This is a genomic window from Ferruginibacter sp. SUN106, assembly GCF_050611765.1.
GTDB lineage: Bacteria > Bacteroidota > Bacteroidia > Chitinophagales > Chitinophagaceae > Ferruginibacter.
The window spans coordinates 678,322-703,359 of record NZ_JBODJC010000001.1 but is presented as its reverse complement, the minus strand read 5'-3'; the positions used below and the strand labels follow the sequence as shown (position 1 = coordinate 703,359).

The window sequence follows — 25,038 nt, the reverse complement described above, 5'->3', positions numbered from 1 at the left end:
TGATATAGTAAATCAAAATCATGAAAAAGATCATCCTCATAAATATTGCCTGTGCGCTTGCATTAATATCGTTTGCTCAAAAGGCAAGTTTTGATATAGTTAGTTACACACCGCCCAAAGGATGGAAAAAAGAAGTAAAAGAAAATTTTACCAGTTTTACCATTACAGATAAGAAAACCAATGGCTGGTGCCAGATATCGATTGTAAAAAGTACTACCAGCAAAGGCGATATTGAAAAAGATTTTGAAAGTGAATGGCAGGAACTGGTAGTTAAAAGTTATAAAGTTACTGATGCGCCGCAGGGAAATGAAGTACAGGAAGCGGAAGGCTGGAAAATAAAAGCAGGAGCCGGCAAATTTATATTCAATAACAGCAATGCTATGGTATTGCTTACTACTATGAGTGGATACAACCGTTGTGTCAGCATTGTTTCTACCACCAGCAACCAGTGTTACATAAAAGATATTGAAGACTTATTAGCTTCGCTTGATTTAAAAAAACCTGATACTACCTCTACCGCACAAACGCAAACTGATGTAAGCGACAATAAATCCATCATCGGCGACTGGAAGGCCACTGCAAGTGACCAATCCAGTTTCAGGGTAAAGAATGGTGTGATGAATTACATCAGCAGGCAATATACTTTTAACAGCAATGGTACGTATAGTTTTGTAAGTAAAGCTTTTGATCCGTTGATGGAAAAAATTATACTGGGCAAAGAAACCGGTACTTACCAGGTTAGTGGAAATACCATAACTGTTACACCTAAAAAAAGTGTACTGGAAGGTTGGAGTAAAAAAGACGGTGCAGATAAATGGGGTAAACTCATGAACTCCCAAAACCAACCATTAGAAAAAATGACTTACCAGTTTACCAAACATTATTTTTCCGGCACACAAATATGGGCACTGGTGTTGCAGGCAGATAAAGCCACAAACAGAGATGGCCCATTTAGTGGCAATACCGTTTTCAATAATTCCTGGCTTTATAATCCGCTCTCATCTAATAATGTAAAAATTGCATTGCCTGATGCTAAGTAAACAGTAAAATGAAAATAAGATCAACCATAATACTGTTATTATTTTCCTGCATTACGGCAGCTCAAAAAACTACCAATCAGATTATTGCAGATAGCAGTTTTGGCTGGATGAAAATTTACAATTTCAAAGGCGCTAAAGTTCCACGTACATTAGGTAACCGTACTTTCAGCATTGCACAACTTTCCATCTGCGATTCATTTGCCAACTGGATGCAAGCCAGCTATCTTCCTAAGGGCACCATTGGCGATGTAAGAAAAGTGATCATGCCTGCAATTGGTTTGTATAATAAACACCAGCAGTTTTCGCCACAGGGATACGGCGCTACATCATATACCTGGACCTTAGAAATGAAAAATGGTAAGCCCACGCCGATACAGGAAACCGAAATTCCGTGGGGCATTACCGCTAATGAAGTACCAGGGATTGCGATGGAAAATTTATGCACTGATGGTGATTATTATTTTTTTATGGAAGAAATTAATCCCTTTGACGAGAATGTACCTAAAGAAATTGTTGACCGGTATAATATAAAAACGCTGCCGCAGTTTGCCCGGTACAATACTACACACAGTACCGCATCACGCTACGACAGGAATGCAGGTTTTGTGGAAGCAGTTTTATTGTGCAAAGACAATAAACTTCCTTTTATACAAGTAAGCGTTGGAGAGCTGATAACAAAAGCGGGAAAAATGATAGAGGAATCTCATGCGGCCAAATTAAAAGACATCAAAGAAAAAAATAAAGACAATCAAAAAAGCATCGACTACTTTACACAATACGAAAATGCAAATTACCAGAAAGCAGTAGTAACGCTAAGCAAGCATAAAGAAAAGTATACAAACCGTTTAAACGAATGGGCATACATCCCTTTTAAATTTGATTATATAGATTTTGTAAATGGTTACGACATTTTTACCCGTGCACAAATTGAAGAAAAAACAATTGCAGGTAAAGTGTTCCCCGTTTACAAATTTGCCCCGGGCATTATTGAACAATCAAAACAGGATAAACCATTGTGGATAAGGGTTACCTGGAACTGGCAGCTGAGTGACGAACGTACACGCCATATGCACGAATCTATCATCAACAATTTCAATTTTCAATATTTGTATGATTTCTTTTACGCCCCGGAAAAAATAAAAGGGCAATTATACAAACCATTGCATTCGCCATATTCAAGTGAAGCTGTAGTGGCTGCAGAAAAATCCAATGTTGCAAAAAATGCAGCACAGGATAACCATATACATTTCTTTGAAGATTTTTCAGGCAATAGTATCGATCAAAAACCTGCTGGCTGGTTTTCATCCACTAATCAGCAGGGCAGTTACAGTAAAGTAGTATCCTTACAAAATAAAAAATGGCTGGAAGTAAAAGGGCATAGCGGTTTAATTCCCAACAATCTAAAAAAACCATTGCCACAAAATTTTGAATTGAGTTTTGATATAGCTGTACCCAAAGATTTTACATGGGGTGCTAAAGCATTTGAAATGTACCTGGGAACCGAGGGTAGTTATAAAGAAAATGGCCAGCGGATATTGCTCCGTCTGAAACCAGGGTTTGATGGCCGTGCCGGGGAAACATCACTGCAGGGAAATTTTGGAACAGGTTATTTCGCCGGCACAAAAGTATATTATGATGCTCCCGGTTTTTCTAATAACACCGACATTAACCAAATAAAAGTGAGTATTAAAAAACAAGGCGAAACACTGGAGTATTTTATTGATAGTAAATTAATCACGGCAGTACCGAAAGCTATGCCCGCAGGTACTTCATTCAACTGGCTGCAATTTGCACACCTTAACAGCAACGCAGCATCGGAGAAATACTTCATTACCAATATAAAAATTGCAAGGCTGTAAGTAAAATCCCCTTTTTATAGGATAACAATAACTGTAAACAGGAGATATATTTGACCTGTAATTTATTCAATTATGGAAGCAGTTGATACGTCATCATTTACAAAAACGCCACAACATTATGGTGGCAAAAATATCAGCCGCCAATGCCGGGATACACTTAAAAAGATCAGCCTGTTATTGCTGTTGATTTTTGTTTTGCAGAATACCATCGCCCAAAAACTAGCACCTGTAAAAAATTCGCCACTTACAGGCATTGCATTACCAGAAGGCAGCAAACAGGATAAACGTACATTAAGCGTAATCAGTGCACAAATGCTATTGGAAATGGAAGGTAAAAAAAATGGTGTTGTTTTAAAAAATACTGAAGTACTTTCCTTACCACCGGCAACAAATAATGGTTATAATATCGACTCTTTTGCATTGGCCGTACAGCAAGCCGGCTGGACTTTAGCTGCAACAGGCGATAAGGAATATTACTGGTTGCAACAAAATGATAAAAATATTTTAGCTTATTTTTTAATTGCAAAAAAAGAAATCAATATTTTTTTTGGAGAAAGCAACCAGGCTCCTGCAGGAATTATTGCACCACCACAAGTGCAAAATGATGTACAACAAAATAATACCATAGCACAACAACAAACTATCAATGCACCACAGGAGCAACAAGTACAGGTGCAAAATCAAACAACAGAAAATAATATAACACCTGCAATAAGTTCAGGATATAAATTTAACACCACCAACTTTGATGATGGCTGGACCGCAACAGAACAGGCCGATTGGGTAGCAGTGACAAAGGGAAGTATTAAAGTGTTGTTGCATTACCCCAGGGCAGGAACTATTTTTCCTGCCGATCCTGAACCATTAACTACAGCAGCATGGAATATTTTAGTAGCCCCACGCTACAGCAACCTTAAAAATTATAAGACTGCTACTATCACTACTTTTGACAGGCCTTACCTGGGAATGGGCACGGCTACTGAAAACGCAACGGGAAAAGAAGTGTTTATTGTTTTCTTCCGGCAGGGTAAAAGCGGCTGGCTTGAGTTTATTTCTCCCGACAAAAACAGCTTTATTCAGCAATATAAATTTGATCCCGAAACTATACAATGGGATAGCGAATCAGATCTGTTGAGGCCTCTGGCAAACATGGTAGGCTATAATAAATTTGCTATAGATGCCGCAGACTTTGCAGGAAAATGGACAAGTGATTTTACCGGAATACAACAGATGTACAATGTATATACCGGTGAATATGCCGGTATGAACATGAACCAGTCGAATGAAGAATTTGTTTTTGGCCCGGGCAATACTTACAACTGGAAACTATTAGTTGTAAATGGTATGGTGGGCAGTGCAAAATTTAACCAGGTAAAATCATCCGGCAATTTTACCATACCTGGCAGCTGGCAGATACATTTTTCAAAGATTGAAAACAAAGACAAAACCTGTCATGTGTATTGGTCATGCATAAAAGGCGCCAGAATTTTAAATCTCTTAGATGCCAATTATCCCGGATCAGGTATTTATACTCAATATGGACTTGCTAAATAAATCATCAACAAAAAAAACAATACTCATGCGTACAATTATTTTATTACTGATGCTCTCCCCGTTATTGTCAACTGCACAAAACACAAACATCTATATTAAACTTACTGATGCCACCGGTCAGATAATCAAAGGCGAATCGGTAGTAAAGGGATTTGAAAGACAAATACAAGCTACCTCAACCAGTGCTGCAGGAAAAAACAATACGCAATTTAATTTTACCATGGCGGTTAGTGGTGCTTCTGCAGATTTAAAAAAAGCAATGGCTACGGGACAGTTACTTCCTTCGGGAGATGTGGTTGCAATGGCTCCAAATGGTTTGGGTGCACCAGCCATTTCCTACACCATCAAACTGGAACAGGTAAAAGTAATAGCATGCACAGAGGCCATGGGGTGTAACGGCATAACCAATACCACCATTTCGCTACAGGCCAACCGCATCGGATGGACGTATTATTCCATTTCGAAAACCGGCTCATCAACAGTATCCCGTAAATTCGGATGGGATGCCATCATCAATGCTGAATGGACAAATTTTTAATCAATATAATTTTTTACTTTAAAATTTTTAACATGAAAAAAGTATTAGGGCTCTTTAGCTCACTGTTGGTTTTTGCTGGCGTAAAAGTAAAAGCGCAGGATACTACAGCAATAAAAAAAGAAACTGTAAAGCCGGTATTGCTAAAACCAATAGCTGCAACTGATTCATTAAAATCAATTAAGATCGGCACAACTAATAAAGCAACAGATAAAGCTATAAAATTCGACCACATTAAAAAGACCGCACCGGTGCAAATGAAAGAAAGCCCTGCTGTAAGCAAACCACATAAAGGCTGATGCTGCATTGGTTTACAAAAAATAAAATCCGTCAGCCGCAGGGTATTGCTGTACAACAAAGCCCCTTGCATGGCAGAGGTGTGTTTGCCTGTAAGTATTTTAAACCCGGTGCTGTTATTGAAACTGCACCGGTTATATTATTAGAAAAAGCAGAAAGAGATTTTTTGCAGGGCACTACCCTTTTCAGTTATTATTTTGTAGTAGCTGATGAAAAAACACCTGTGGCACTGGGGCTTGGTTATAGTTCTTTGTACAATCATGCATACAATGCCAATGCTGTATACAGCATTTCATTGCAAGGTGCGGCAATAATAATTAAAGCCTGCAAAACAATTCATGCAGGCGATGAGATCACATTAAACTATAACGGCAGCCCCGATGATACCACACCGGTTTATTTTCCACCTGAAGAATCAACGGTATGAAAAAAGAATTATTCATACAAAAAGTAAAAAACAAAGGGCGTGGCGTTTTTTGCAACCGGCCGATTAACAGAGATGAAGTAATTGAAGTGTGTCCTGTGCTTGCATTACCGGCAAAAGATTATGATACCCTGGTAGCGTCGCAACTGGTTGATTATTTTTTTAATTTTAATAAAGAAGAAAGTACACTAGCTTTAGCCTTAGGCTTTGGCTCATTATACAATCATGCGGTTAATTCCAATGCTGCATATGTTTTAGACAGGGAAACTAAACAGATCACATTCTTTGCCCTGGAAGATATCCCTGCCGGCAAAGAGATCTGCATTAATTATGCAGGAGAACAAGGGCAGGAATTTAAAGAATGGTTTGAGTCAAGAAATATTCCCTATCGTTAATTCTATTTTCATTGTGTACAGGTTTTTTCAATGCGTATCATTATAAATTCTGCTGGTTTTATTGTAGCTATTCCTGCAATCAATATCATTTTATGATTAGCTATATCTGTTGCAGTCATCGTCTCTGTTCCCATCTTAATATAGTAGGCCTGTTCTCTTTTTGTACCCATTAATTTCTCTGTTTTAAAATATTGATACAACAAATTATCTGCTGCCTGTTTAACCTGTATCCATGTTGCTGCTGTGTTGGGTTGATTAGTATAAGCCGCAACTATTTTATTCAATTCATTTTCAATTGTAGCCTCAACAGATAATATTGCAGCAGCTTTTTTAGTAAGCACATTGTTCTTAATAACCATTTTTGCAGGCAAAGTATCTTTTATTATACCCGGGTTTTGCTGTGCAATTGTTTTTATGCTTATCGATACAAACGAAAGGAGTAATAAACATTTCATTTCTATATTATTAATTACTGCATAAATATACCATCTGCCTGGATTTATAAACTCCCCTTTTTACAGGATTGCAATGGCTATTTGTAAAGAATACTTTTATCTTCTAAATTATAATTCATGCAACGCTTTCTTTGGGCAGCTGTTTTTTTTACATCATGTATGTTATACGCCTGCAAAACTGTACCTGTAACCGGCCGCAAACAATTGAACCTGGTACCCAATGCCATGATACAGGCAATGGCATTTTCGCAGTACGACTCTGTTGTTAAGATCAGCAACACCCTTTCGCAATATGATACAAGGGCACAAATGGTAACAAGGGTTGGCTCAAGAATTCAGAAAGCAGTAGAGGCCTACATGCTTCAAAACAATATGAGTAAAGAAATAAAAAGTTTTAAATGGGAATACAATACCATCAATGAAGAAACCATTAATGCCTGGTGCATGCCGGGCGGCAAAGTGGTAGTGTATACCGGTTTGTTACCGGTTACACAAAATGAAACTGCACTGGCAGTGGTGATGGGACACGAAATTGCACATGCCATTGCACGTCATGGTAACGAACGCATGAGTGAAGGATTACTCATTAATTTCGGCGGATTAGTTTTAGAAGAAGCGTTAAAAGAAAAAAAGCAAGAGACGCAATTACTTTTTCTTGGTTTGTATATGATCGGCTCCAATCTTGCCATTGCTTTACCTAACAGCCGCATGCAGGAAAGTGAAGCTGATAAACTCGGATTAATTTTTATGAGCATGGCGGGTTATAATCCTGAAGAAGCCATTCCTTTCTGGCAAAGAATGGCCGCACAAAACAAAGGGAATAAGTTACCACAGTTTTTATCTACACATCCTTCGGATGAAACAAGAATAAAAAAATTATCTGCCTTAATTCCTGAAATAAAAACACAATACCTTAAACCTTAAACTTTGTTATGAAAAAATTATTACTGTTACTAAGTTGTTGCTGCACATTACAGGCAATGGCATTTGATACCTGGTGGCATGCAGAATGCACGAGGAAAGCCATGGTAGCAAATGGTTTTTCTCCGGATGCAAGATTGGCAACACAGGTATCGAATTACTTTACCGATTTTATGGCCGTACTTAATATGGGTAATGACGAACTGGATAAAATAAAAATAAATAAAGACCTTTTTCGCAGCGATCATTCTTATGACTTTCTTCATTTTGATGCCATATATTCTACTGCAGATCTTGAAAAAAACTGGCAACTGATATTTGATAATACCAAAGCTGCATTGAGAAAATTTTCTGCTGCCTCTACAGTTGAACCAGGGTTCAGGCAAATTGTAGTCTTTAATATTTTAGGCGCCAGCTTACATATCATCCAGGACTTTTATTCGCATTCTAACTGGGTAAATACCTATATGGCTAAAAAAATTACTCCTGTGCCGATATGGTTTGATGTACCTGATAGCACAAGAAAAAAAATGAATCTGTTTACAGGCATTTATGCAAAACCCTTTAAAGGCCATGTGTCACACGATTCATTACATAAAGACAATAGTGCAAGGTTATATAATAAAGAAGCGGTGGAAACGGCAGAAAGAGCATCTATAGATTGGATAAGGCGATTGATGCTTGAAGTACCTGAGCTGGATTGGGCTGGTTTAAAAAGCTACAATATTCAAAACAATATGGTGATGAAAAAATACCTGGTTACACAAGATGCCTCTTTTCTTACCTCCAGCTCCATTATTGCATTTAAATTTGATGGCAGGCAACCTAAAAAATTTGTATTTGCAGATAATTTACCCGACGAGCATGCAAAAGCTTCCATTGTTTTATCCACTATACTTACAGACTATGCTTCTAATGCCGGGGTAGAAAAAAATAAATTCAGGCTGTTAACTCCTTACTGGGCTGGTTTTATGGGGTATAACATCAGTCATTTTTTATCCAATGGATTATCGCTAAACGGTGAGATATTTAAAAATATCAAACCAGGCCCATAATGAATATCTTTTTATCAATACCCTTAAATTACAACTTGTACTGTAAGGGTATTGATATGCCTCTGAAAAAATCTAACCCATTGTTATTTCGTTGTAACTGTCCTCAGCGTACAGTCAAAAATCCCATTCCTGATTTATTTTGTATTTTTAGGCTATCAAGCAGCACCAAAACTATATGCCCGATCACACACAAATTAATTCGTTACTACAAAACTATATTACCGATATTGGTGTGTACAATGAAATTCTTGCTGAAGACAAGACGATTTTGCCAGACTGGAAAACATTTTTTTCATCACTTGTTCAAACCGGCACTGCAGAAATAGAAGAGCGTAATAATGATATCCTGCGCCTGTTAAAAGAAAATGGCGTAGCCTATAATATTTACAACGACCCTTCCGGGCAAAGCCGTCCCTGGGAACTGGATCCCATTCCGCAGATCATTCCTGCAAAAGACTGGGAGACCATTAACGCAGGATTGATACAAAGAGCTGAATTATTCGACCTGATATTAAAAGATATTTACGGTGCGCAAACACTGATTAAAGAAGGTATTATTCCACAGGAATTAATTTACCTGCACCCCGGTTTCTTAAGGGCTTGTGTTAATATTCCATTGCCCGGTACACAACATTTAATTTTATATGCTGCCGATATGGCCCGTGGCAGCGATGGACGCATCTGGGTAATAGGCGACAGAACCCAGGCGCCTTCCGGTAGCGGATATGCGCTGGAAAACCGCCATGCCATGAGTACGGTGTTGCCGGAATTTTTCAACAACTTATCTGTAAAAAGATTATCACCTTATTTTGATGCTTTACAAAAAGCATTGATGGCCATTGCACCACACAACAATGACAATCCCAGAATTGTTATCCTTACGCCGGGGCCTGATAATGAAACTTATTTTGAACACTCCTACCTGGCTGCATACCTGGGCCTTACATTAGTGCAAGGAAATGACCTGATTGTAAAAGATAATTTTGTTTGGCTTAAAACCATTGAAGGGTTAGAAAAAATTGATGTGATACTACGTCGTTTAGATGATAGTTATTGTGATCCTTTAGAATTAAAAAGCAATTCCTTATTAGGTGTACCCGGTTTATTGCAGGCTGTAAGAAAAGGCAATGTTGCCATTGCCAACCCTCTTGGCAGCAGCATTGTAGAAAATGCAGGGCTGGTACCATTTTTACCAGCTATTGCAAAACATTTCTGGAATACAGAACTGATCATGCCTTCTATTGCTACCTGGTGGTGCGGACAACCAAAAGAAATGCAGTATGTGATTGACAATATTCAATCTTTAGTGATAAAAAGAATTTTCCGGCACGAAGCCGGTACCCGTGCCACTATTGATGGTGCTTCGCTTACTGCAGAAAAAACAAAAGAACTCATCGCACAAATTAAAGCTCAACCACATTTATACACCGGCCAGGAAAAAATAAATTTTTCTTCCACGCCTTCCTGGGTGGAAGGCAAAATAAAACCCTGTCATTCTTTATTCAGAAGTTTTTTGGTTAGTCATAACAACAGCTATATTGCCATGCCCGGCGGCTTAACCCGTACAAGTGCAGCAGAAGATAATTTTTTAATTTCCAATCAGCTGGGGGGCATCAGTAAAGATACCTGGGTAATTGCTGCTAATGAAGATGAGCAACAACCGGTTTTATTACAATTAAAAACCGATGCTGCCGTATATGCTCCGCAAAAGCGGTCCTTACCAAGCCATACTGCTGAAAATCTTTTTTGGGTGGGCCGTTATACCGAAAGAGTAATTTATAATGCAAGGCTGCAACGTACCGCAATGCAATGGATGTTAAAAAATAATCGTCCATTGAGTAAAGAAAATGAAATTACAGAAACATTGTTGCTGCAGATATTAACCGGTTGCACTTATACCTTCCCGGGATTTTTTAATGAAGAAGATACCGAAACAAGAAATGCTAACTATGATACTCCCTGGAAAGAACTAACGGATATTTTATACAATGAAAAAAGAAATGGCAGCCTTAGCCATAATATTTCGCTATTAAAAAATTCCGTATACAGTGTAAGAAATTTCTGGGCACTGGATACCTGGCGTGTACTGCGCCAGATGGAAGAAGATTGGGATAAAGCCAGGCAAAAACACAATGCCGATCATTTAAGAATGATCACTACCATCGATAAATTAAATACATCCATGTTTGCCTTTTTAGGCATGAACCGTGAAAGTGTAAGAAGAGAACAGGGCTGGAATATTTTAGATCTTGGCCGTAAACTGGAACAATCTTTATACATCATCACGCTTTTAAAAAACAGTTTTTTTCAAAAACAAAACGAACAAACTGAATATGACTTGTTGGAATCGGTGATGATTGCCACGCAGAGTTTAATTACTTACCGGTATACTTACCGTGATCATTTGCAACTGCCATTAGTTTTGGAACTACTGATGCTGGATATGAATTATCCTAAATCGCTGGCCTATTTAGTGAGTAAAATAAAATGGTATGTTTCAGATCTTCCGCAAACAGGAAACGATACCACGCTGAGCGAACAGGAAAGATTGATACTGGAAGCAGATACCATGTTAAAATTAGTGGATGGTATTACTTTAGCGCAATATGATAGCAGCAGTAAAGAATATAAAATATTGCATGAGTTTTTAGATAAATTATATGATCTGCTTATCAGCACTTCTATGCTGGTATCTAAAACTTATTTCAGTCATAGTCAAACACAAAAACAATTATTTACCACTAACTTATTATAAAACCATTGCTGTATTCTGTAACACATACCACTACTTATTTGTACCACGAGCAGGTAAGCCTTTGCCACAACATAGCCATGTTAAGTCCGAGAGATACAGCCACACAAGTATGCAGGAGCAGTAATATTATTATTTCACCATTACCTGAAGTGCTGGACAAACACACCGATTTTTTTGGGAACAAGGCGGTGTACTTTGTGGTAGAACAGGAACATGATACCCTTTCTGTTACGGTAAATTCTGTAATAGAAAAAATACCTTTACCTGTAAATGCGCCTGTCAATACTATCAGTTGGGAAGCAGTAAGAGATATGCTTCAAACTTCTACCGGGCAGTATATTAATGAGAAACAATTTATTGCTGTAACCGACATGACTGCGCCAACAACTGCCATCAGTAATTATGCAGCAGAATCTTTTACTCCCGGCCAATCTTTATTTAAAGCTGTGTATCATTTAATGCAACGCATTTATACAGAATTTAAATTTACCCCCGGCTTTACTACTATCTCTACTCCCCTTTCTACTGTGATGAAAGAAAGAAAAGGCGTATGCCAGGATTTTGCACACTTAGGCATTTCCTGTTTGCATGCTATGGGATTACCTGCAAAATATATCAGTGGCTACATTGAAACATTAGCACCGGAAGGAAAAGAAAAACTTACCGGTGTAGATGCTTCACATGCCTGGTTCTCTGTATTCATTCCCGAAATGGGTTGGGTGGATTTTGACCCTACTAATAATAAGATCCCCGATGAGCAATACATCACTGTTGGCTGGGGCCGTGATTACTTTGACATTGTTCCCTTGAAAGGCGTGATCATGAGCAGCAGCCCTCATGAGATGAGGGTATCTGTAGATGTAAAGAGAATGTAGTATTTATTATCATAGATTTTCATCAACTTCTTCCTGCAAATTATTTTTCAATTTATCACATTGCATTTTTCTACATTGTAATGTGATTTTTTTGTAGAAAAAATTCTATGCAAAATATTTATGATACACTTTATTTTCCCTCTGAAATAACATTTCTTTTTAATAACCTTGTTGAAAATACCCTGTAATTCCTATCGTATAAAATGCATCTTTAATGTCAACACTTTTATTTATTGTAGTACATACTATTACTAAACAGTCTGCGTTTTTTTTATGAAAACCACTTAACCCTAACATGAAGCATTTTATTTTACCAGTAGCATTTACTGTAATATGTTGTACAGCATTTGCACAAACTAAAAAAGCAGACAGCACAAAAAAGATTATCCCCGTGAAAACGTCGCAACCTCAATTAGCCCAGGAAAAGATCTGGCCCATTAATAATATGCCTGCAAAAAATGCAGATGCTGTTATTATTAACCAGCACCTGACTGTAAAAACAAGGCTTAAATTGTAACCCTCATTTTGATTATAGGAGCCTGCTGCTCCTATAATCTTTTTCCCAACCTCAGATCCAATGTACAAGGGTACTCACTATTAATTTCCGGTGCAGGGGCATCGTATACAAAACTACCACGGTTATTTTCTACATAATGCTCCACCACGGCAACCAGTGTTTTTACAAAACGAGGCTCCTGCGTATGGCTGGTATTACCAAAGCGGCTTACACGGCGGCTCTCTGCTTCAAAACTATTAACAGGAAAAGTATCATAACTTCTGCCGCCCGGGTGTGATACATAGTAAGTGCAACCGCCAATGGAGCGGCCATTCCAGGTATCCACAATGTCAAAAGTAAGCGGCGTATCCACACCAATAGTAGGATGCAATGCACTTGGTGGTTGCCAGGCCCGGTAGCGGATACCACACACATATTCGCCTTTTACGCCTGTACCTGTAAGGGGTACACGAATACCGCCGCAGAGTAAAATATACCTGCCTTCGGTAAGCCCTTTAAGTTTTACCTGCACTCTTTCCAATGAAGAATCTACAAAACGTGCGGTACCGGTACTGCTCATTTCTTCGCCCAGTACATGCCATGGTTCGATACCCATGCGTATTTCCATACTGATATCTTTAACCACCACCGAACCATAATGTGGAAAACGGAATTCGAAAAAGGGTTTGAACCAGTTGATGTCAAATGCATAGCCGGATTGATTTAAATATTCTACCACATCTCCCAGGTCCTGTTCTACATAATGCGGCAACAAATATTTATCATACAGGCCAGTACCCCAACGCACTAATTTATGCTTGTACGGCTTTTTCCAGAAAGCGGCTATCAGTGCCCGTATGAGCAGCATCTGCAATAAACTCATTTGCTTATGCGGCGGCATATCAAAAGCCCTGAATTCTAAAATACCTAAGCGTCCCGAAGAGGAATCGGGAGAAAATAATTTATCAATACAAAATTCGGAGCGGTGCGTATTGCCTGTAATATCGGTAAGCAAATGCCTGAAGATTCTATCCGTAACCCAAAAAGGGATATACCCTTTTTCAGGAACCTGGCTAAAAGCAATTTCCATTTCATACAACCGGTCTTCCAAACCTTCGTCGATACGTGGCGCCTGGCTGGTTGGCCCGATAAAAGAACCGGAGAATAAATAAGATAAACCCGGGTGGTGTTGCCAGAAAGTAATTAAACTCCGCAATACATCGGGCCTTCGCAACAAAGGGCTATCGGCAGGTTTAGCTCCGCCAATGGTGATATGATTACCGCCACCGGTGCCGGTATGCCTTCCATCCAGCATAAATTTTTCTGTGCCTAATCTCGATAATCTTGCCTGCTCATATAAAGTTTCTGTATTGGCTAAAAGCTCTTTCCAGTTTTTTGCCGGGTGAATATTTACTTCTATCACACCGGGATCGGGAGATACCACCAAACGCTCCATGCGGTTATCACGTGGCGGTTCGTAACCTTCAATACGCACCTGCATTTTTAAATGTGCTGCTGTGGATTCTATTGACGCCACCAGGTCTAAATAATGTTCCAGGTAATCCATTGGCGGCAGAAACACATAAATATTCCCTTCCCTTGCTTCCACACTCAACGCAGTTTTTACCGTAGCCACTTCAAAAGCAATTTCCGGTTCAGGCTCTTCTTCTTTTTTTTCTTTTTCCAGTTTCTTTCTTTCTGCTTCGTTGAGTATTTTTTCTTTTACCTGCGGTATTACACGTTGTGGCGGTTGTTCGTGAATAGTTATTGATCCGTAACGTGTAGTGATCGTCTCATGAAAATGCTCCAGTACCGGTAACTCTTCAAACAAACTCCGCTCCACCCGTTGCGGCATTTTTGATTTTGCCACCACCGGCAGTGATTCTAACGGTAAGCGTAACCCGATAGGTGAATTACCCGGAATTAAAAATAAATGTTCCCGGTTAAAAACCCATTTGCAGCTCAGCCACTGGCTGTTCCAGTAATTCCATTGCAGTGGCAGAATATATCCTACAGGGTCGCCCAATCCCTGGTTAAGCAATTGTGCCAGTGTACGCCGCTCAAAAGGATCTTTTAAATTAGCTTTCAACGGATCTACATTCACCGGGTTTTTCCCTTCTGTCCATAAAAAATAAAATACATCTTCGTATGCGGCACTGATATTTTCCGGGCTTACCGCAAGGCATTTAGCCAGTTCCGTAGCAAATTGCCCGGCTTCTTTATGCGTATATTTTTTATTATTTTTTTCGTGAGCAATCAGCGATACATCTTTCCAGACGGGGTAACCATCTTTGCGCCAGAACAAACCATATTGCCATCTTGGTAATGGTTCTCCCGGATACCATTTACCCTGTCCGTAATGGATCAAACCATCGGGGCCAAATTTTTCTCTCAACCTGAAAATTAAATCATGAGAAAGAATACGTTTTTCTTTCCCATCGGCCGCAGTATTCCATTGCGCCGATTCCATATCATCAATAGATACAAAAGTAGGTTCCCCGCCCATGGTCATGCGTACATCACCGGCATCTAAATCTTTATCCACCTGTTCGCCTATAGCATTTATCTCTATCCATTGCTGTTCGGTATAGGGCTTGGTAACACGTGGGTCTTCATAAATACGGGTTACTGAATTTTCAAATTCAAAACTTACCTCGCATTTATCTGTAGCACCCACAACGGGTGCAGCGCTTGCATAATCGGGTGTGCATGCCAGTGGTATATGTCCTTCGCCGGCAAATAAACCCGATGTGGCATCCAGGCCGATCCATCCTGCACCAGGTATGTACACTTCTACCCAGGCATGCAGGTCAGTAAAATCTTTTTCAGGACCTGATGGGCCGTCTAATGATTTTTCATCGGCAGAAAGTTGTACTAAATAACCGGATACAAATCTTGATGCTAATCCCAAATGGCGTAACACCTGTACAAATAACCAGGCCGTATCCCTGCAGGAACCTAATGTTTTTTCTAAAGTCTCTTCGCAGGTTTGCACACCCACTTCCATGCGTATGGAGTAGTTGATATCTTTATTTAATTTCTGGTTGAGGTATACCAGGAAATCATTGATGGTCTTTTTACTTTTATCAATTCCTTCTAACCATTGCATCAGCCTTGGCCCGCTTTCTTTTATTTCCAGGTAAGGCACTAGTTCTTTAGGCAATTGCCCTTCGTATTTAAAAGGGAAATTTTCTGCATATTCTTCCACAAAAAAATCAAAGGGATTAATGCTTACCAGGTTGGCAATTACTTCCACATCAATTTTAAGTTGTGTTGTTTTTTCAGGAAATACCACCCTGGCCTGGTAATTACCAAAAGGATCCTGTTGCCAGTTGATGAAATGTTCCTTCGGTTCAATCTTAAACGAATACGATTCGATGGCAGTACGGGAATGAGCGGCTGGCCTTAACCTGAATATATGCGGAGAAACTGCGACTGGCCTGTCGTAACTATACACTGTTTTATGCCTGATTGCTACCCGTATTGCCATAATAAATTTTATTTATGTTGATCAGCAATACAATCGTTTTTTAAATATAGCATTCAATCGGGGGAAAGAAAAATTTTATTTATGCTTTGCCCGCAGATTTAGTTAAGCGTGCATTCAAGGTTGCCAGCCTTCGCCGGTTTATACAAATTTGTACCCCCGTTTGCTAAGGTTGGCAACCCTTTGCTACCTTCGCAGCAATGATTGAAGTTAAACTAAAAGAAAAAGAAAATAAAGCCACCACTTTTAATATCAGCCTTACGCCATTGCGTATTGTGTTTATGGGTACACCGGAATTTGCGGTGGCCAGTTTAAACGCATTAGTAAATGCCGGCTACAATATTGTGGGGGTAATTACTGCGCCGGATAAGCCGGGCGGCCGTGGCATGCAACTGCAACAAAGTGCAGTAAAAAAATATGCTGTAGCGCATCATTTAAAAGTTTTGCAACCGGAAAAATTAAAGCATCCTGAATTTTTAGAAGAATTGAAAGCATTAAAAGCCGACCTGCAGATTGTTGTGGCATTCAGAATGTTGCCCGAAGTGGTTTGGAATATGCCGCCTATGGGTTCTGTAAATCTGCATGGCAGTTTATTACCGCAATACCGTGGCGCAGCACCTATTAACTGGGCTGTTATTAATGGCGAAAAAGAAACGGGTGTTACCACCTTTAAATTAAAACATGAAATAGATACCGGTGATATTTTATTGCAGCAAAGTTTTGCTATCGGAGAAAATGATACTGCCGGCGATGTGCACGACACAATGAAAGAAATTGGCGCACAGGTTTTAGTAAGTACAGTGAAAGGATTAGCAGAAGGAACGCTGACAGAAACTCCACAATCTGCCGTCGTGAGTCGTGAGACGTCAGACGTGAGAGAGAACAGCACATCTTTAACTACTCACGACTCACCTCTCACCACTCACGACTCTCTTAAACATGCTCCCAAGATTTTTACAGAGACCTGCAAAATTGATTTCAGCAAAACAGTAGAAGAAGTGCACAATTTAATCCGCGGCCTCTCTCCTTTTCCCGGGGCTTTCACAACATTGGAGGGTAAAACATTGAAGCTATATAAAAGTGAAAAAGAGCCAGGCAGGCATCATGACGGTTCAAAACCGTCTGACGCCTACCTGACCGATGGAAAAACATTTTTAAAATTTGCCTGTGCTGATGGCTATATTTTAGTAAAAGAATTACAACTGGAAGGAAAGAAAAAAATGACTACGGAAGATTTTTTAAGAGGGTATAGATTTTAATTTTCGCATGATCAGACGAGAGCGTCAGATCATGCGAAAGGCGTCATGACGGCTTCAAGCCGTCCGACGCCTTTAAAACATGTTATTTCAATTTCAATTTTTCCAGCAAGGCTTTACTTAAAGCGGCTTTAGGAACTACTAAACTTATAGTGTTGATAGCAAAGTAAGATTCAGATACATTGATATAACCATGAGCAGGCCCCACATCTCCCCAGGAATTTTTTACTAAGAAATAAGTATTACCATTCTTAGCTTTTTCAATACCGGTGATGTGCATCAGGTGATCATCCTGTGTGGTAAGATTTTCAAATAAAGCCTGGCGGGTTGCCGCATCTGATTTAGCTTCTTTCACATCGCCTGTAAGTACATTCATTTTACTTACCATTACATCAGATGCTGCACCAAGGTTTACTGCTGCGCCAAGCCTTTGCTGAAATCCGTCGTTACTCACATCCGCATCCCACAAAACCGAATAGCCTTTATTTAAAGCGTCTTTGGTCAGTTGTATCATATCTGCTAATGGCACGTTATAATAAGCCCCGTTGCTGAAATTATCCGGCACTTCTAAAATAAAGGGCTGGTAATATCCGTGATGGGTAAACGAAGTAATATTAACATAGTCATTAGCATTAAAATGGAGTGCTTCTTCAGCAAATGTTTGCGGTGTATATGATTTACCATTGTAAGTAAATTTTTCAGGAGGTGTACCCAACGTGGTATCCAGTATATTGGTGTAACCGGTCAGCCAATTTTCCGGTAATGGGTGTATTGCCATCACACTGTCCACATATTTTTTAAGGTTGGCCGATAACTTTACATGATTATGTTGTGTTTGTCCTGCTTTTAAACCACTATACACCGACTCAGGTACAGCACCGTAAGTAGCAATGGCTCTTATCAGGTCATGCCCTAAACCACCTTCGCCAAATTGTGCATGCCCCTGTCTTAAAATATAATTCTTTGCTTTTTCAATGTAAATATTTCTTACACTATACATTTCGCTCAGATCGTATTCGCCCCAGTTATTTTTCAGGCATTGGCTTTCCACTAATGATGTGGTGGAAAAACACCAGCAAGTACCCGTCATGGCCTGATCTTTTACGCTGGTAGCTGCAATGCTTTTGTCCACAGTAAAATAGTTGGCAGGGTTTCTTGGATTATCCTTTTCATTAGCCGCCTTAGGTTTTACTGCCTGTGGTGCAGCATTTTGAACATCATTTTGTGCCATGCCCACCATAAACATTGCAGTACTTACTGCAAACAAAAACACTTTCTTCATAAAATTTATTTTGAATAATTGATTGTACAATCCAGTTTATTATCCGCCACACCTAAAGCATCTGCAGCAGCATTACTTAACCTTAGTATGAGGCCATTGTTCTGCTTAATATCAGTAATCAGGTCTAATACTTTAGCATATACTACCTTACCATTGGCGGTATTGGTTATTTTTAGAATGGTGCCCGGCGCTGCATTATTATGAAGACAATAATATTTTCCATCTTCCCAGCCACTGGTACTTTTGAAAATGCCTCCGGTGCCATTTTCGTTTATTAATTGTTTACCTTTTGCCTGGTCATCAAAAACTGATTTAAAAATGCCGCCCTTAAAATCAGCTGCTTTAACGGCAATCTCGGGAGTTTTTACCTGCTCAATAGTTTTTACAGGCTTTACGTCTTCCGTTTTTGTTTCTTCTTTTTTAGCGTCCTGTTGTTTAGCTTTTGCTGCTGCAGCATCAGCAGCTTCTTTCATTTTATCTGCAGCTTGTTGTGCTGCTTTCTTAGCCTCATCATCATTAGTTTTTGATGGTGCTGTTTTTACCGTTTCTTTTGGTGACACAGCTGCTCCCGTTTCTTTGGTATAACCTACTATCAGCTGGGCTCCTTCACTTACAGCATCACTGGTAAGGTTATTCCATTTTTTTATATCGGCAATAGGTACTTTATTGTACAAGGTACTGATATGATATAAAGTTTCTTTTTTTGTAACCGTGTGATAAATAGGTTTGCCAATACCATTTTCTTTTGCAACACCAACCGGTTTTGTTACCGGAACATCTTTCGCCTTTACCGGTGGGGTTTCTTTAATTACAACAGGTGGTGGCGCAGTAGTTGCAGCACCAGGCTTTACAGGAATTTTTAATACCTGCCCGATTGTTAGCCCCTTATCATAATCTATCTTATTGTAATTTGCCAGTTCCCGGCCATTAATATTGTATAAGCGGCCAATACTACTTAAGCTTTCTTTTGGCCCTACGGTATGGGTGATCACTTTTTGTGCAATGGCAAAAAAGGGTACTAAAAGCAAGAGACAAAATAATTTCTTCATTTTCTAACGCATTATGTTTGCAAATATGCAAAAATTAGTTGGTTTACAGAGCCATTTACTTGTTAACAACCGGATGCAGCGCACAATAAAGCTGTAAGTCTTCTGCCGGTAAAAGTATAGTGCATTATTTGTTGAGTATCCGCCACTCTTTGGGATAATAATTATTAATGCGGTTGGGCAAGGCTTTTATCCAGCCTAAAGGCATTTGCTGGTATTTTATTAATGCCCAGCCTTTTATGGAGGTCTCCATCTTTACATCCTGTTTACGCAGGTATTGCAGCGCATTTTCAAGATCAACTTCGCAATACGGGATATCGTCTTTTAAAATAGTGCTCAGTGCCAGTTCGTGGTGTGGAATTAATTCATTACGGATGACCGTTCCCATTCTTACGCCGGCTTTTTTTATGTATAAAGACGACTGGATAAAATTGAACTCCTCCTGCAAATGAAGTGGCATGGCAATGATCTCATCATTTTGTTTTATAAAGAAAAAATCATCCGCATTTTTCAACCAGGGTTTTACAATTTCAATTTCATTTTTAGAAATTTTCTCCGCCGCATTTCTTTCTTTTATTACATGCTGAGTAAAAGAAGCTGCGCCGTTTTTTTTAAATGCTGCAATAAAAAAACCTTCGCCTTTTAATTGGTCGGGATAAAACCTGTAACCGTAAGCTTGCTTTTTTTCAGAAATAGTTTCCACAATATTCCATTCAGCCAACAATTTTAATGCTACAGTTTCCACATCCAGTTCTTCAATCAGCCAATCACAAATAGTTTCATCCTCTGCAGTTGAGTAAGAACAGGTAGAATAAATCAGTATCCCATTTTCTTTCAGCGAAGCTATCACATCAGCTAGAATTCTTTGCTGGCGCTGACTACAGAGTGCCACGTTATTGATACTCCATTCTTCTATCGCTGCATTATCTTTTCTAAATAGTCCACTGCCGCTGCAAGGCGCATCTACTACAATTACATCAAAGTAATTTTCCAGGCGCTGAAAATCTTTAGGGTCGTTATTGGTTACAATTACATTTGCAGCACCCCACTTGGTAATATTTTCACTTAAAATATTTACTCTTGTCTTTATTACTTCGTTACTTATCAATAAACTATCTGCAGTAATCAGCGATTGAATTAAAGTAGATTTTCCACCCGGAGCAGCACAGCAATCCAGCACTTTTACAGATTGCAAACAATCAACCGTTTGTTGTAAAGCCTGTTGTAAAAACATACTGCTGGCTTCCTGCACATAGTAAGCACCCGCATGAAATAAAGGATCAGCCGTAAAAGAAGGTCTTTCAGAAAGATAAAACCCATAGTTGCTCCAGGGCACAGGCTCTTGCTGAAGCTGGAAAGTTAAAGCTTGAAGGTTAAATGTTTTTGCCGGGTTCAACCGCACAGAAGTGATCTGCTCACCAGACAAGTGAACTTTTTTAAAAGCTTCTTCGTCAAAGCCTTTTACCTGTTGCAGGGATTGTAATAATGATTCCGGTAAATTCAACAGTCATTTTTTATTATACAGCAATACTATCATACACCACCACTTTTTCCCAAAGATGCGAACACTCTTTTACAAAGTTTAAGTGTACAGGATCTACCTGGTAGCTGTCCTGGTCGGCTGCAGTTTCAAAAGTATTTAACCAGCTGATGGAATAAGTTGTATCAATAACGCCCCTGCTGGTAGCAGCAGGTTTACCAATATGAAAAGATTTGATAGTAGTTACTGCCGACAATTTCTGCAGGCCTTCAATTAATTGTTGCAGGTGTAAATCGTTAGACGGTTCTTTTAACCAGAAAAAAACATGGTGTATAAAAACGTTTTGCATTATGATAATTGTTTTAAGTTTAAGTAACAAAGTTAACCCCATGCGGTTAATATTTATTTTTTGTGCTAAGATTTCTCTTGCATTAATGAAATATAAACTTTATTTTGTCAATCATCTCCCCTTCTAAACGATTGCGCTGTACTACATTGAAATTTTATTGTTAATTCTAAAAATTTAACCAACAATGAAGCAATTCAAATTTTTGGCTGCCATTCCAATTATTATGGCATTTGTTTTTACGGGCTGCAATAATGCAGATGATAAAAAAACTGAACCCACCACCGCTGCAACTCCTGATACATCTGCCGCAAAGCCCAAAGAAACTGCGCCCACCCCGGCACCTCTTTTTAATGTTGCCGTTATTATTCACAAAGTGGCCAATTACACCAAATGGCTGCCATTGTATGAGTCGGATGATTCTGCAAGAATGGCCAATGGCCTGAGTAATTATGTTTTGGGCAGAGGAATGGATAAGGATTCTAATACTGTATTGGTGGCTTTAAAAATGGCTGATCCTGCAAAAGCAAAAGCAATGGCCAACTCGCCTGCACTGAAAGAAAAAATGAAACAGGGTGGTGTGATTGGAGTGCCTACTATGTTTTTTGAAGAGAACGTAATGATGGACACCAGCACTATGGCTAATACCGTTGCCCGTGTAATGGTTACCCACAAAGTAAAAGACTGGGATACCTGGAAAAAAGAATTTGACAGCCACAAACAGGCAAGACTGGATGCCGGCCTTGTAGACCGGGTAGTTGGGCATAGCATTGATGATAATCATTTGGTAAGAATAGTTTTTGCTATTACTGATATGGCAAAAGCAAAAGCATTTATGGCTTCAAAAGACCTGAAAGATAAAATGGCTGCTGCCGGAGTAGAAGGTCCGCCAACATTCTTTTATTACACCATCGCAAAAAAATACTAGAGACTGGTTTTTGATTAAAGATGGCAGCCGTAAAGGTTGTCATCTTTTTTATTATCTTTTTATGTAAAAAAATCCGGCAGAAGAATCTGCCGGATGTAGGATAACAAACTATAGCCATGAAATATTTAAAACCCTAAACCAACTGCAAAACCTCTTGCCAGGCCCGCAATATCTGCTACGGCTGTTGCAGCACCTGTACTTAAATTAATGGTATAAATTTTTGACATGGTGCCTACTGTCAATAATGCGTAAGCTTTATTAGAACTGCCACCAATATCAAATCCATTATCAGTTTCTACATTAATACCTAATGCCCCTACTTCAACCAATGTGCCATTGTTGGGAGGGTTTTGCATATACAATTTATCTGTTGCCGGATCAATTACATATAAAGTAGTTGTAGTGGCTCCGGCAAAATTATTAGTATATGCTGCAGCAGCAACCGCAGGTACACCAGGGTTTAAACTGCCATCTATTGCGGCAATTAAACCGGTGTTAGGATCTAAACGTAAATTCTGCCCGGTGTTACTCACTACTCTTATACGATCTACAGTAGGGTTAAAATCAAAACCAAAAGAAGTACCTGATAAAAGTGTTGTAAAAGGTGCTGTACCAACCGCAGTTGCTGCGCCGCTGGACATATTGATAGTATAAATTCTGCTGCTGCTTCCCAATGCATATAACTGGCCTGTTGCAGGACGCATGTCTATACCCAAAATATTTTCACCAACCTGTAAACCGGTAATTGCTTTTGTAACCGGCGTACCAGGACTTGTTAAATTAAAGATCAATAAATTATTAGCGTTATCAGTACTGTAAGCAACAGGCCTTGTAGGGATAGCTAAGCCGATAACCGGGGTGGCCAATGTACCTAAATTAGTAGCTTTACCAGTAGCGGTATCTACCTGGTATAAATTATTTACACCGGCAACAGTTATTGGTGCCAGTATTACTTTATTATCGGGGCTGATATCAAAATCACTGCTACCCATACCCGATATACCTAAACTACCTACCTCTACCAGCGTACCATTATTCGGTGGGTCTTGTTTATATAATTTTTGTCCGTCAATATCAAACAACGTTGTGGAGGCTGCGCCTGCAACACTATTGGTGTACGCTGCACCGGTAATTACAGCAGCAGGATTAATAGCCACATCTGTTGCTGCTACAGTTCCTGTTTCAGGATTCAATCTTAAATTCTGCCCGGTATTGGTTACCACACGTATACGATCAACTGTAGGGTTAAAATCAAAAGCTGTAACTGTACCGCTTATCGCAGGAGTAAAAGCTGTTGATCCAATAGCCCTTGCAGCCCCGCTTTCCGGATTAATAACATAAATACGGCTGCTGTTGCCAAGGCCGTACAATTGCCCCGTTGCAGGCCTGAAGTCGATGGCTAAAATATTCTCGCCTGTTTGTAAACCAGTAATAGTAAACTGAGCTGCGACATTTTCTACAGCGTTAGCATTATATTTTATTAATTGATTAGAGGATGAAATACCGAAGAATACAAGATCAGGTTTTACTACAGTAACCGGTGGTGTTACCATCGTATCGTCGTCTTTATTACATCCGGTAAAAACTACAATAATTGCTGCTAAAACAGGGATAAAGATTAATTTTTTCATGTGTCGTTAATTTTGCTTTACAAGCATTTACGGAGAAACAACAACATGGGTTTTAGAGAAATTAATTTTTATTTTCAGGCCATCACCGATATCATCTGCAATGCAACAGCACCCAATTTTTCATGGCCGTTAATGGTAATTTTTTTGAGTGCTTCTTCTGGTGTAATGCCTTTTGAAAAAAGTTTCCAGGCAATTTCAGGAGTAATATTAACGATGGCTACAGGCGTAGAAGTAATATTTTTTTTCAATTCCCATCCCGATCCGGTTTTTTCAATATTCCATTCGCCACCAATATCAGTAAGTATTTTTATTTGTATTACTGTTCCTGTTACCGCTTCCACATTTCTGTAGGTATGCGGCAATGCATACATGAAGGTATCTATGAAAGGGTAAAATAATTCTTTGGTAAGAATGGCTTGCCTGCCAACAGCTTCACGTATCTGTTGCTGGTGTATAAATTTTTCGGTATACTCCCGGGCAATATGAAACCAGTTGGCCGATTTTTCCTGGCCGGCCCATGCAACTGAAAATGTTGCTGTTTCAAAAGGATCGAGTTTTTGTAACTGTTCTATATATTCTTTTGCTGTTGATGCCAGCAATTCAATCAGTACCTGCGGACTTAATCGTTTGGTAGCATTGGTCCACGACATGTTTAATTGATTGAGATAAACCACCAGGTCGGCATAGGAATTAATATTACCCACTGCTTCGAGATAGTTGTCACGGTAATAAGAAATTGTTCTGAGGTTGCCATCCAGCAAATGCGATGCAATATCTTTAACGGTCCACAGTTTTGCAATGGTTGGCAATTGCCATTCTTCTGCAGTTAATGATTGAAGCAGATCAATTAATGCTTTATCCAGAGCCGGAAAAAGATGTAAGGTTTGTAATGGTATTTGGTTGGTAGTATTTTGCATCACA

General features: G+C 39.3%; 22 protein-coding genes. 14 read left to right on the top strand and 8 right to left on the bottom strand.

The features are described 5' to 3' along the window. Positions 1-20: 20 nt before the first annotated feature. The 7 genes from ACQ334_RS02825 to ACQ334_RS02795 all read left to right on the top strand — a co-directional run bounded on the left by ACQ334_RS02825 (position 21) and on the right by ACQ334_RS02795 (position 6,104). Positions 21-1,040 carry a hypothetical protein gene (locus ACQ334_RS02825; RefSeq protein WP_430986646.1) on the top strand — a complete coding sequence of 340 codons (1,020 nt, stop codon included), beginning with the start codon at positions 21-23 and terminating at the stop codon, positions 1,038-1,040. Between the two features lie 8 nt (positions 1,041-1,048). Next, positions 1,049-2,899, top strand: a complete 1,851-nt coding sequence (locus ACQ334_RS02820) for a hypothetical protein (protein ID WP_430986645.1) — start codon at positions 1,049-1,051, stop codon at positions 2,897-2,899. A gap of 72 nt (positions 2,900-2,971) precedes the next feature. Next, the gene (locus ACQ334_RS02815; protein WP_430986644.1) at positions 2,972-4,453 is read left to right on the top strand and encodes a hypothetical protein; all 1,482 of its coding nucleotides are present in this window, start codon (positions 2,972-2,974) and stop codon (positions 4,451-4,453) included. A 25-nt stretch (positions 4,454-4,478) separates the two neighbouring features. Continuing rightward, positions 4,479-4,991 (top strand): type VI secretion system tube protein Hcp, encoded by a 513-nt coding sequence (locus tag ACQ334_RS02810; RefSeq protein WP_430986643.1) that lies wholly within the window; start codon positions 4,479-4,481, stop codon positions 4,989-4,991. Positions 4,992-5,023: 32 nt separating this feature from the next. Continuing rightward, positions 5,024-5,287 carry a hypothetical protein gene (locus tag ACQ334_RS02805; RefSeq protein ID WP_430986642.1) on the top strand — a complete coding sequence of 88 codons (264 nt, stop codon included), beginning with the start codon at positions 5,024-5,026 and terminating at the stop codon, positions 5,285-5,287. Next, positions 5,287-5,712 carry an SET domain-containing protein-lysine N-methyltransferase gene (locus ACQ334_RS02800; protein ID WP_430986641.1) on the top strand — a complete coding sequence of 142 codons (426 nt, stop codon included), beginning with the start codon at positions 5,287-5,289 and terminating at the stop codon, positions 5,710-5,712. Before ACQ334_RS02805 ends, ACQ334_RS02800 begins: the two co-directional genes overlap by 1 nt. Beyond that, positions 5,709-6,104: an SET domain-containing protein-lysine N-methyltransferase gene (locus ACQ334_RS02795; RefSeq protein ID WP_430986640.1), complete on the top strand. Its 396-nt coding sequence runs from the start codon at positions 5,709-5,711 to the stop codon at positions 6,102-6,104. Before ACQ334_RS02800 ends, ACQ334_RS02795 begins: the two co-directional genes overlap by 4 nt. 8 nt (positions 6,105-6,112) lie before the next feature. Here the strand turns inward: ACQ334_RS02795 and ACQ334_RS02790 are convergent, their stop codons facing one another. After that, positions 6,113-6,559, bottom strand: coding sequence for a hypothetical protein (locus ACQ334_RS02790; RefSeq protein ID WP_430986639.1), 447 nt, complete (start codon positions 6,557-6,559; stop codon positions 6,113-6,115). A gap of 117 nt (positions 6,560-6,676) precedes the next feature. Between ACQ334_RS02790 and ACQ334_RS02785 the strand changes: the two genes are divergently transcribed. The 5 genes from ACQ334_RS02785 (at position 6,677) to ACQ334_RS02765 (ending at position 12,682) form a co-directional block, all read left to right on the top strand. Beyond that, entirely contained in the window at positions 6,677-7,483 is an 807-nt protein-coding gene (locus ACQ334_RS02785) for a M48 family metallopeptidase (protein ID WP_430986638.1), read from the top strand. Positions 7,484-7,491: 8 nt separating this feature from the next. Then, positions 7,492-8,535 (top strand): hypothetical protein, encoded by a 1,044-nt coding sequence (locus ACQ334_RS02780; RefSeq protein WP_430986637.1) that lies wholly within the window; start codon positions 7,492-7,494, stop codon positions 8,533-8,535. A 175-nt stretch (positions 8,536-8,710) separates the two neighbouring features. After that, the gene (locus ACQ334_RS02775; protein WP_430986636.1) at positions 8,711-11,290 is read left to right on the top strand and encodes a circularly permuted type 2 ATP-grasp protein; all 2,580 of its coding nucleotides are present in this window, start codon (positions 8,711-8,713) and stop codon (positions 11,288-11,290) included. A gap of 5 nt (positions 11,291-11,295) precedes the next feature. Next, entirely contained in the window at positions 11,296-12,165 is an 870-nt protein-coding gene (locus tag ACQ334_RS02770; protein ID WP_430986635.1) for a transglutaminase family protein, read from the top strand. Positions 12,166-12,460: 295 nt separating this feature from the next. Further along, a complete protein-coding gene (locus ACQ334_RS02765) occupies positions 12,461-12,682 on the top strand; it encodes a hypothetical protein (RefSeq protein ID WP_430986634.1) in 222 nt (73 codons plus the stop codon). Positions 12,683-12,713: 31 nt separating this feature from the next. On the opposite strand, the gene ACQ334_RS02760 is transcribed toward ACQ334_RS02765, so the two are convergent. Next, on the bottom strand, positions 12,714-16,151 hold the full coding sequence (locus tag ACQ334_RS02760) for a DUF2126 domain-containing protein (protein ID WP_430986633.1): 3,438 nt from the start codon (positions 16,149-16,151) through the stop codon (positions 12,714-12,716). A 197-nt stretch (positions 16,152-16,348) separates the two neighbouring features. Here ACQ334_RS02760 and ACQ334_RS02755 point away from each other — a divergent pair, with 197 nt between their 5' ends. Further along, a complete protein-coding gene (locus ACQ334_RS02755; RefSeq protein ID WP_430986632.1) occupies positions 16,349-17,407 on the top strand; it encodes a methionyl-tRNA formyltransferase in 1,059 nt (352 codons plus the stop codon). An 82-nt stretch (positions 17,408-17,489) separates the two neighbouring features. Here the strand turns inward: ACQ334_RS02755 and ACQ334_RS02750 are convergent, their stop codons facing one another. From ACQ334_RS02750 to ACQ334_RS02735, 4 genes are all read right to left on the bottom strand, one after another. Beyond that, on the bottom strand, positions 17,490-18,686 hold the full coding sequence (locus ACQ334_RS02750) for a C1 family peptidase (RefSeq protein ID WP_430986631.1): 1,197 nt from the start codon (positions 18,684-18,686) through the stop codon (positions 17,490-17,492). A gap of 5 nt (positions 18,687-18,691) precedes the next feature. After that, complete coding sequence (locus tag ACQ334_RS02745) at positions 18,692-19,735, bottom strand: DPBB and LysM peptidoglycan-binding domain-containing protein (protein ID WP_430986630.1); 1,044 nt, start codon at positions 19,733-19,735, stop codon at positions 18,692-18,694. Between the two features lie 124 nt (positions 19,736-19,859). Then, complete coding sequence (locus ACQ334_RS02740; RefSeq protein WP_430986629.1) at positions 19,860-21,236, bottom strand: methyltransferase RsmF C-terminal domain-like protein; 1,377 nt, start codon at positions 21,234-21,236, stop codon at positions 19,860-19,862. 13 nt (positions 21,237-21,249) lie between these two features. Beyond that, positions 21,250-21,561 carry a Dabb family protein gene (locus tag ACQ334_RS02735; RefSeq protein ID WP_430986628.1) on the bottom strand — a complete coding sequence of 104 codons (312 nt, stop codon included), beginning with the start codon at positions 21,559-21,561 and terminating at the stop codon, positions 21,250-21,252. A 184-nt stretch (positions 21,562-21,745) separates the two neighbouring features. Here ACQ334_RS02735 and ACQ334_RS02730 point away from each other — a divergent pair, with 184 nt between their 5' ends. Beyond that, positions 21,746-22,486, top strand: coding sequence for a hypothetical protein (locus ACQ334_RS02730; protein WP_430986627.1), 741 nt, complete (start codon positions 21,746-21,748; stop codon positions 22,484-22,486). A 125-nt stretch (positions 22,487-22,611) separates the two neighbouring features. Here ACQ334_RS02730 and ACQ334_RS02725 read toward each other — a convergent pair whose 3' ends face one another. Both ACQ334_RS02725 and ACQ334_RS02720 read right to left on the bottom strand, forming a co-directional pair. Next, on the bottom strand, positions 22,612-24,117 hold the full coding sequence (locus ACQ334_RS02725; protein ID WP_430986626.1) for a DUF4394 domain-containing protein: 1,506 nt from the start codon (positions 24,115-24,117) through the stop codon (positions 22,612-22,614). Positions 24,118-24,191: 74 nt separating this feature from the next. Further along, complete coding sequence (locus ACQ334_RS02720; RefSeq protein WP_430986625.1) at positions 24,192-25,034, bottom strand: maleylpyruvate isomerase N-terminal domain-containing protein; 843 nt, start codon at positions 25,032-25,034, stop codon at positions 24,192-24,194. Positions 25,035-25,038: the final 4 nt, after the last annotated feature.

Coding starts and splice junctions, on each gene's coding strand:
- ACQ334_RS02825 (WP_430986646.1), top strand. CDS start 21: ATGAAAAAGATCATCCTCATAAATATTGCCTGTGCGCTTGCATTAATA.
- ACQ334_RS02820 (WP_430986645.1), top strand. CDS start 1,049: ATGAAAATAAGATCAACCATAATACTGTTATTATTTTCCTGCATTACG.
- ACQ334_RS02815 (WP_430986644.1), top strand. CDS start 2,972: ATGGAAGCAGTTGATACGTCATCATTTACAAAAACGCCACAACATTAT.
- ACQ334_RS02810 (WP_430986643.1), top strand. CDS start 4,479: ATGCGTACAATTATTTTATTACTGATGCTCTCCCCGTTATTGTCAACT.
- ACQ334_RS02805 (WP_430986642.1), top strand. CDS start 5,024: ATGAAAAAAGTATTAGGGCTCTTTAGCTCACTGTTGGTTTTTGCTGGC.
- ACQ334_RS02800 (WP_430986641.1), top strand. CDS start 5,287: ATGCTGCATTGGTTTACAAAAAATAAAATCCGTCAGCCGCAGGGTATT.
- ACQ334_RS02795 (WP_430986640.1), top strand. CDS start 5,709: ATGAAAAAAGAATTATTCATACAAAAAGTAAAAAACAAAGGGCGTGGC.
- ACQ334_RS02790 (WP_430986639.1), bottom strand. CDS start 6,559: ATGAAATGTTTATTACTCCTTTCGTTTGTATCGATAAGCATAAAAACA.
- ACQ334_RS02785 (WP_430986638.1), top strand. CDS start 6,677: ATGCAACGCTTTCTTTGGGCAGCTGTTTTTTTTACATCATGTATGTTA.
- ACQ334_RS02780 (WP_430986637.1), top strand. CDS start 7,492: ATGAAAAAATTATTACTGTTACTAAGTTGTTGCTGCACATTACAGGCA.
- ACQ334_RS02775 (WP_430986636.1), top strand. CDS start 8,711: ATGCCCGATCACACACAAATTAATTCGTTACTACAAAACTATATTACC.
- ACQ334_RS02765 (WP_430986634.1), top strand. CDS start 12,461: ATGAAGCATTTTATTTTACCAGTAGCATTTACTGTAATATGTTGTACA.
- ACQ334_RS02760 (WP_430986633.1), bottom strand. CDS start 16,151: ATGGCAATACGGGTAGCAATCAGGCATAAAACAGTGTATAGTTACGAC.
- ACQ334_RS02755 (WP_430986632.1), top strand. CDS start 16,349: ATGATTGAAGTTAAACTAAAAGAAAAAGAAAATAAAGCCACCACTTTT.
- ACQ334_RS02750 (WP_430986631.1), bottom strand. CDS start 18,686: ATGAAGAAAGTGTTTTTGTTTGCAGTAAGTACTGCAATGTTTATGGTG.
- ACQ334_RS02745 (WP_430986630.1), bottom strand. CDS start 19,735: ATGAAGAAATTATTTTGTCTCTTGCTTTTAGTACCCTTTTTTGCCATT.
- ACQ334_RS02735 (WP_430986628.1), bottom strand. CDS start 21,561: ATGCAAAACGTTTTTATACACCATGTTTTTTTCTGGTTAAAAGAACCG.
- ACQ334_RS02730 (WP_430986627.1), top strand. CDS start 21,746: ATGAAGCAATTCAAATTTTTGGCTGCCATTCCAATTATTATGGCATTT.
- ACQ334_RS02725 (WP_430986626.1), bottom strand. CDS start 24,117: ATGAAAAAATTAATCTTTATCCCTGTTTTAGCAGCAATTATTGTAGTT.
- ACQ334_RS02720 (WP_430986625.1), bottom strand. CDS start 25,034: ATGCAAAATACTACCAACCAAATACCATTACAAACCTTACATCTTTTT.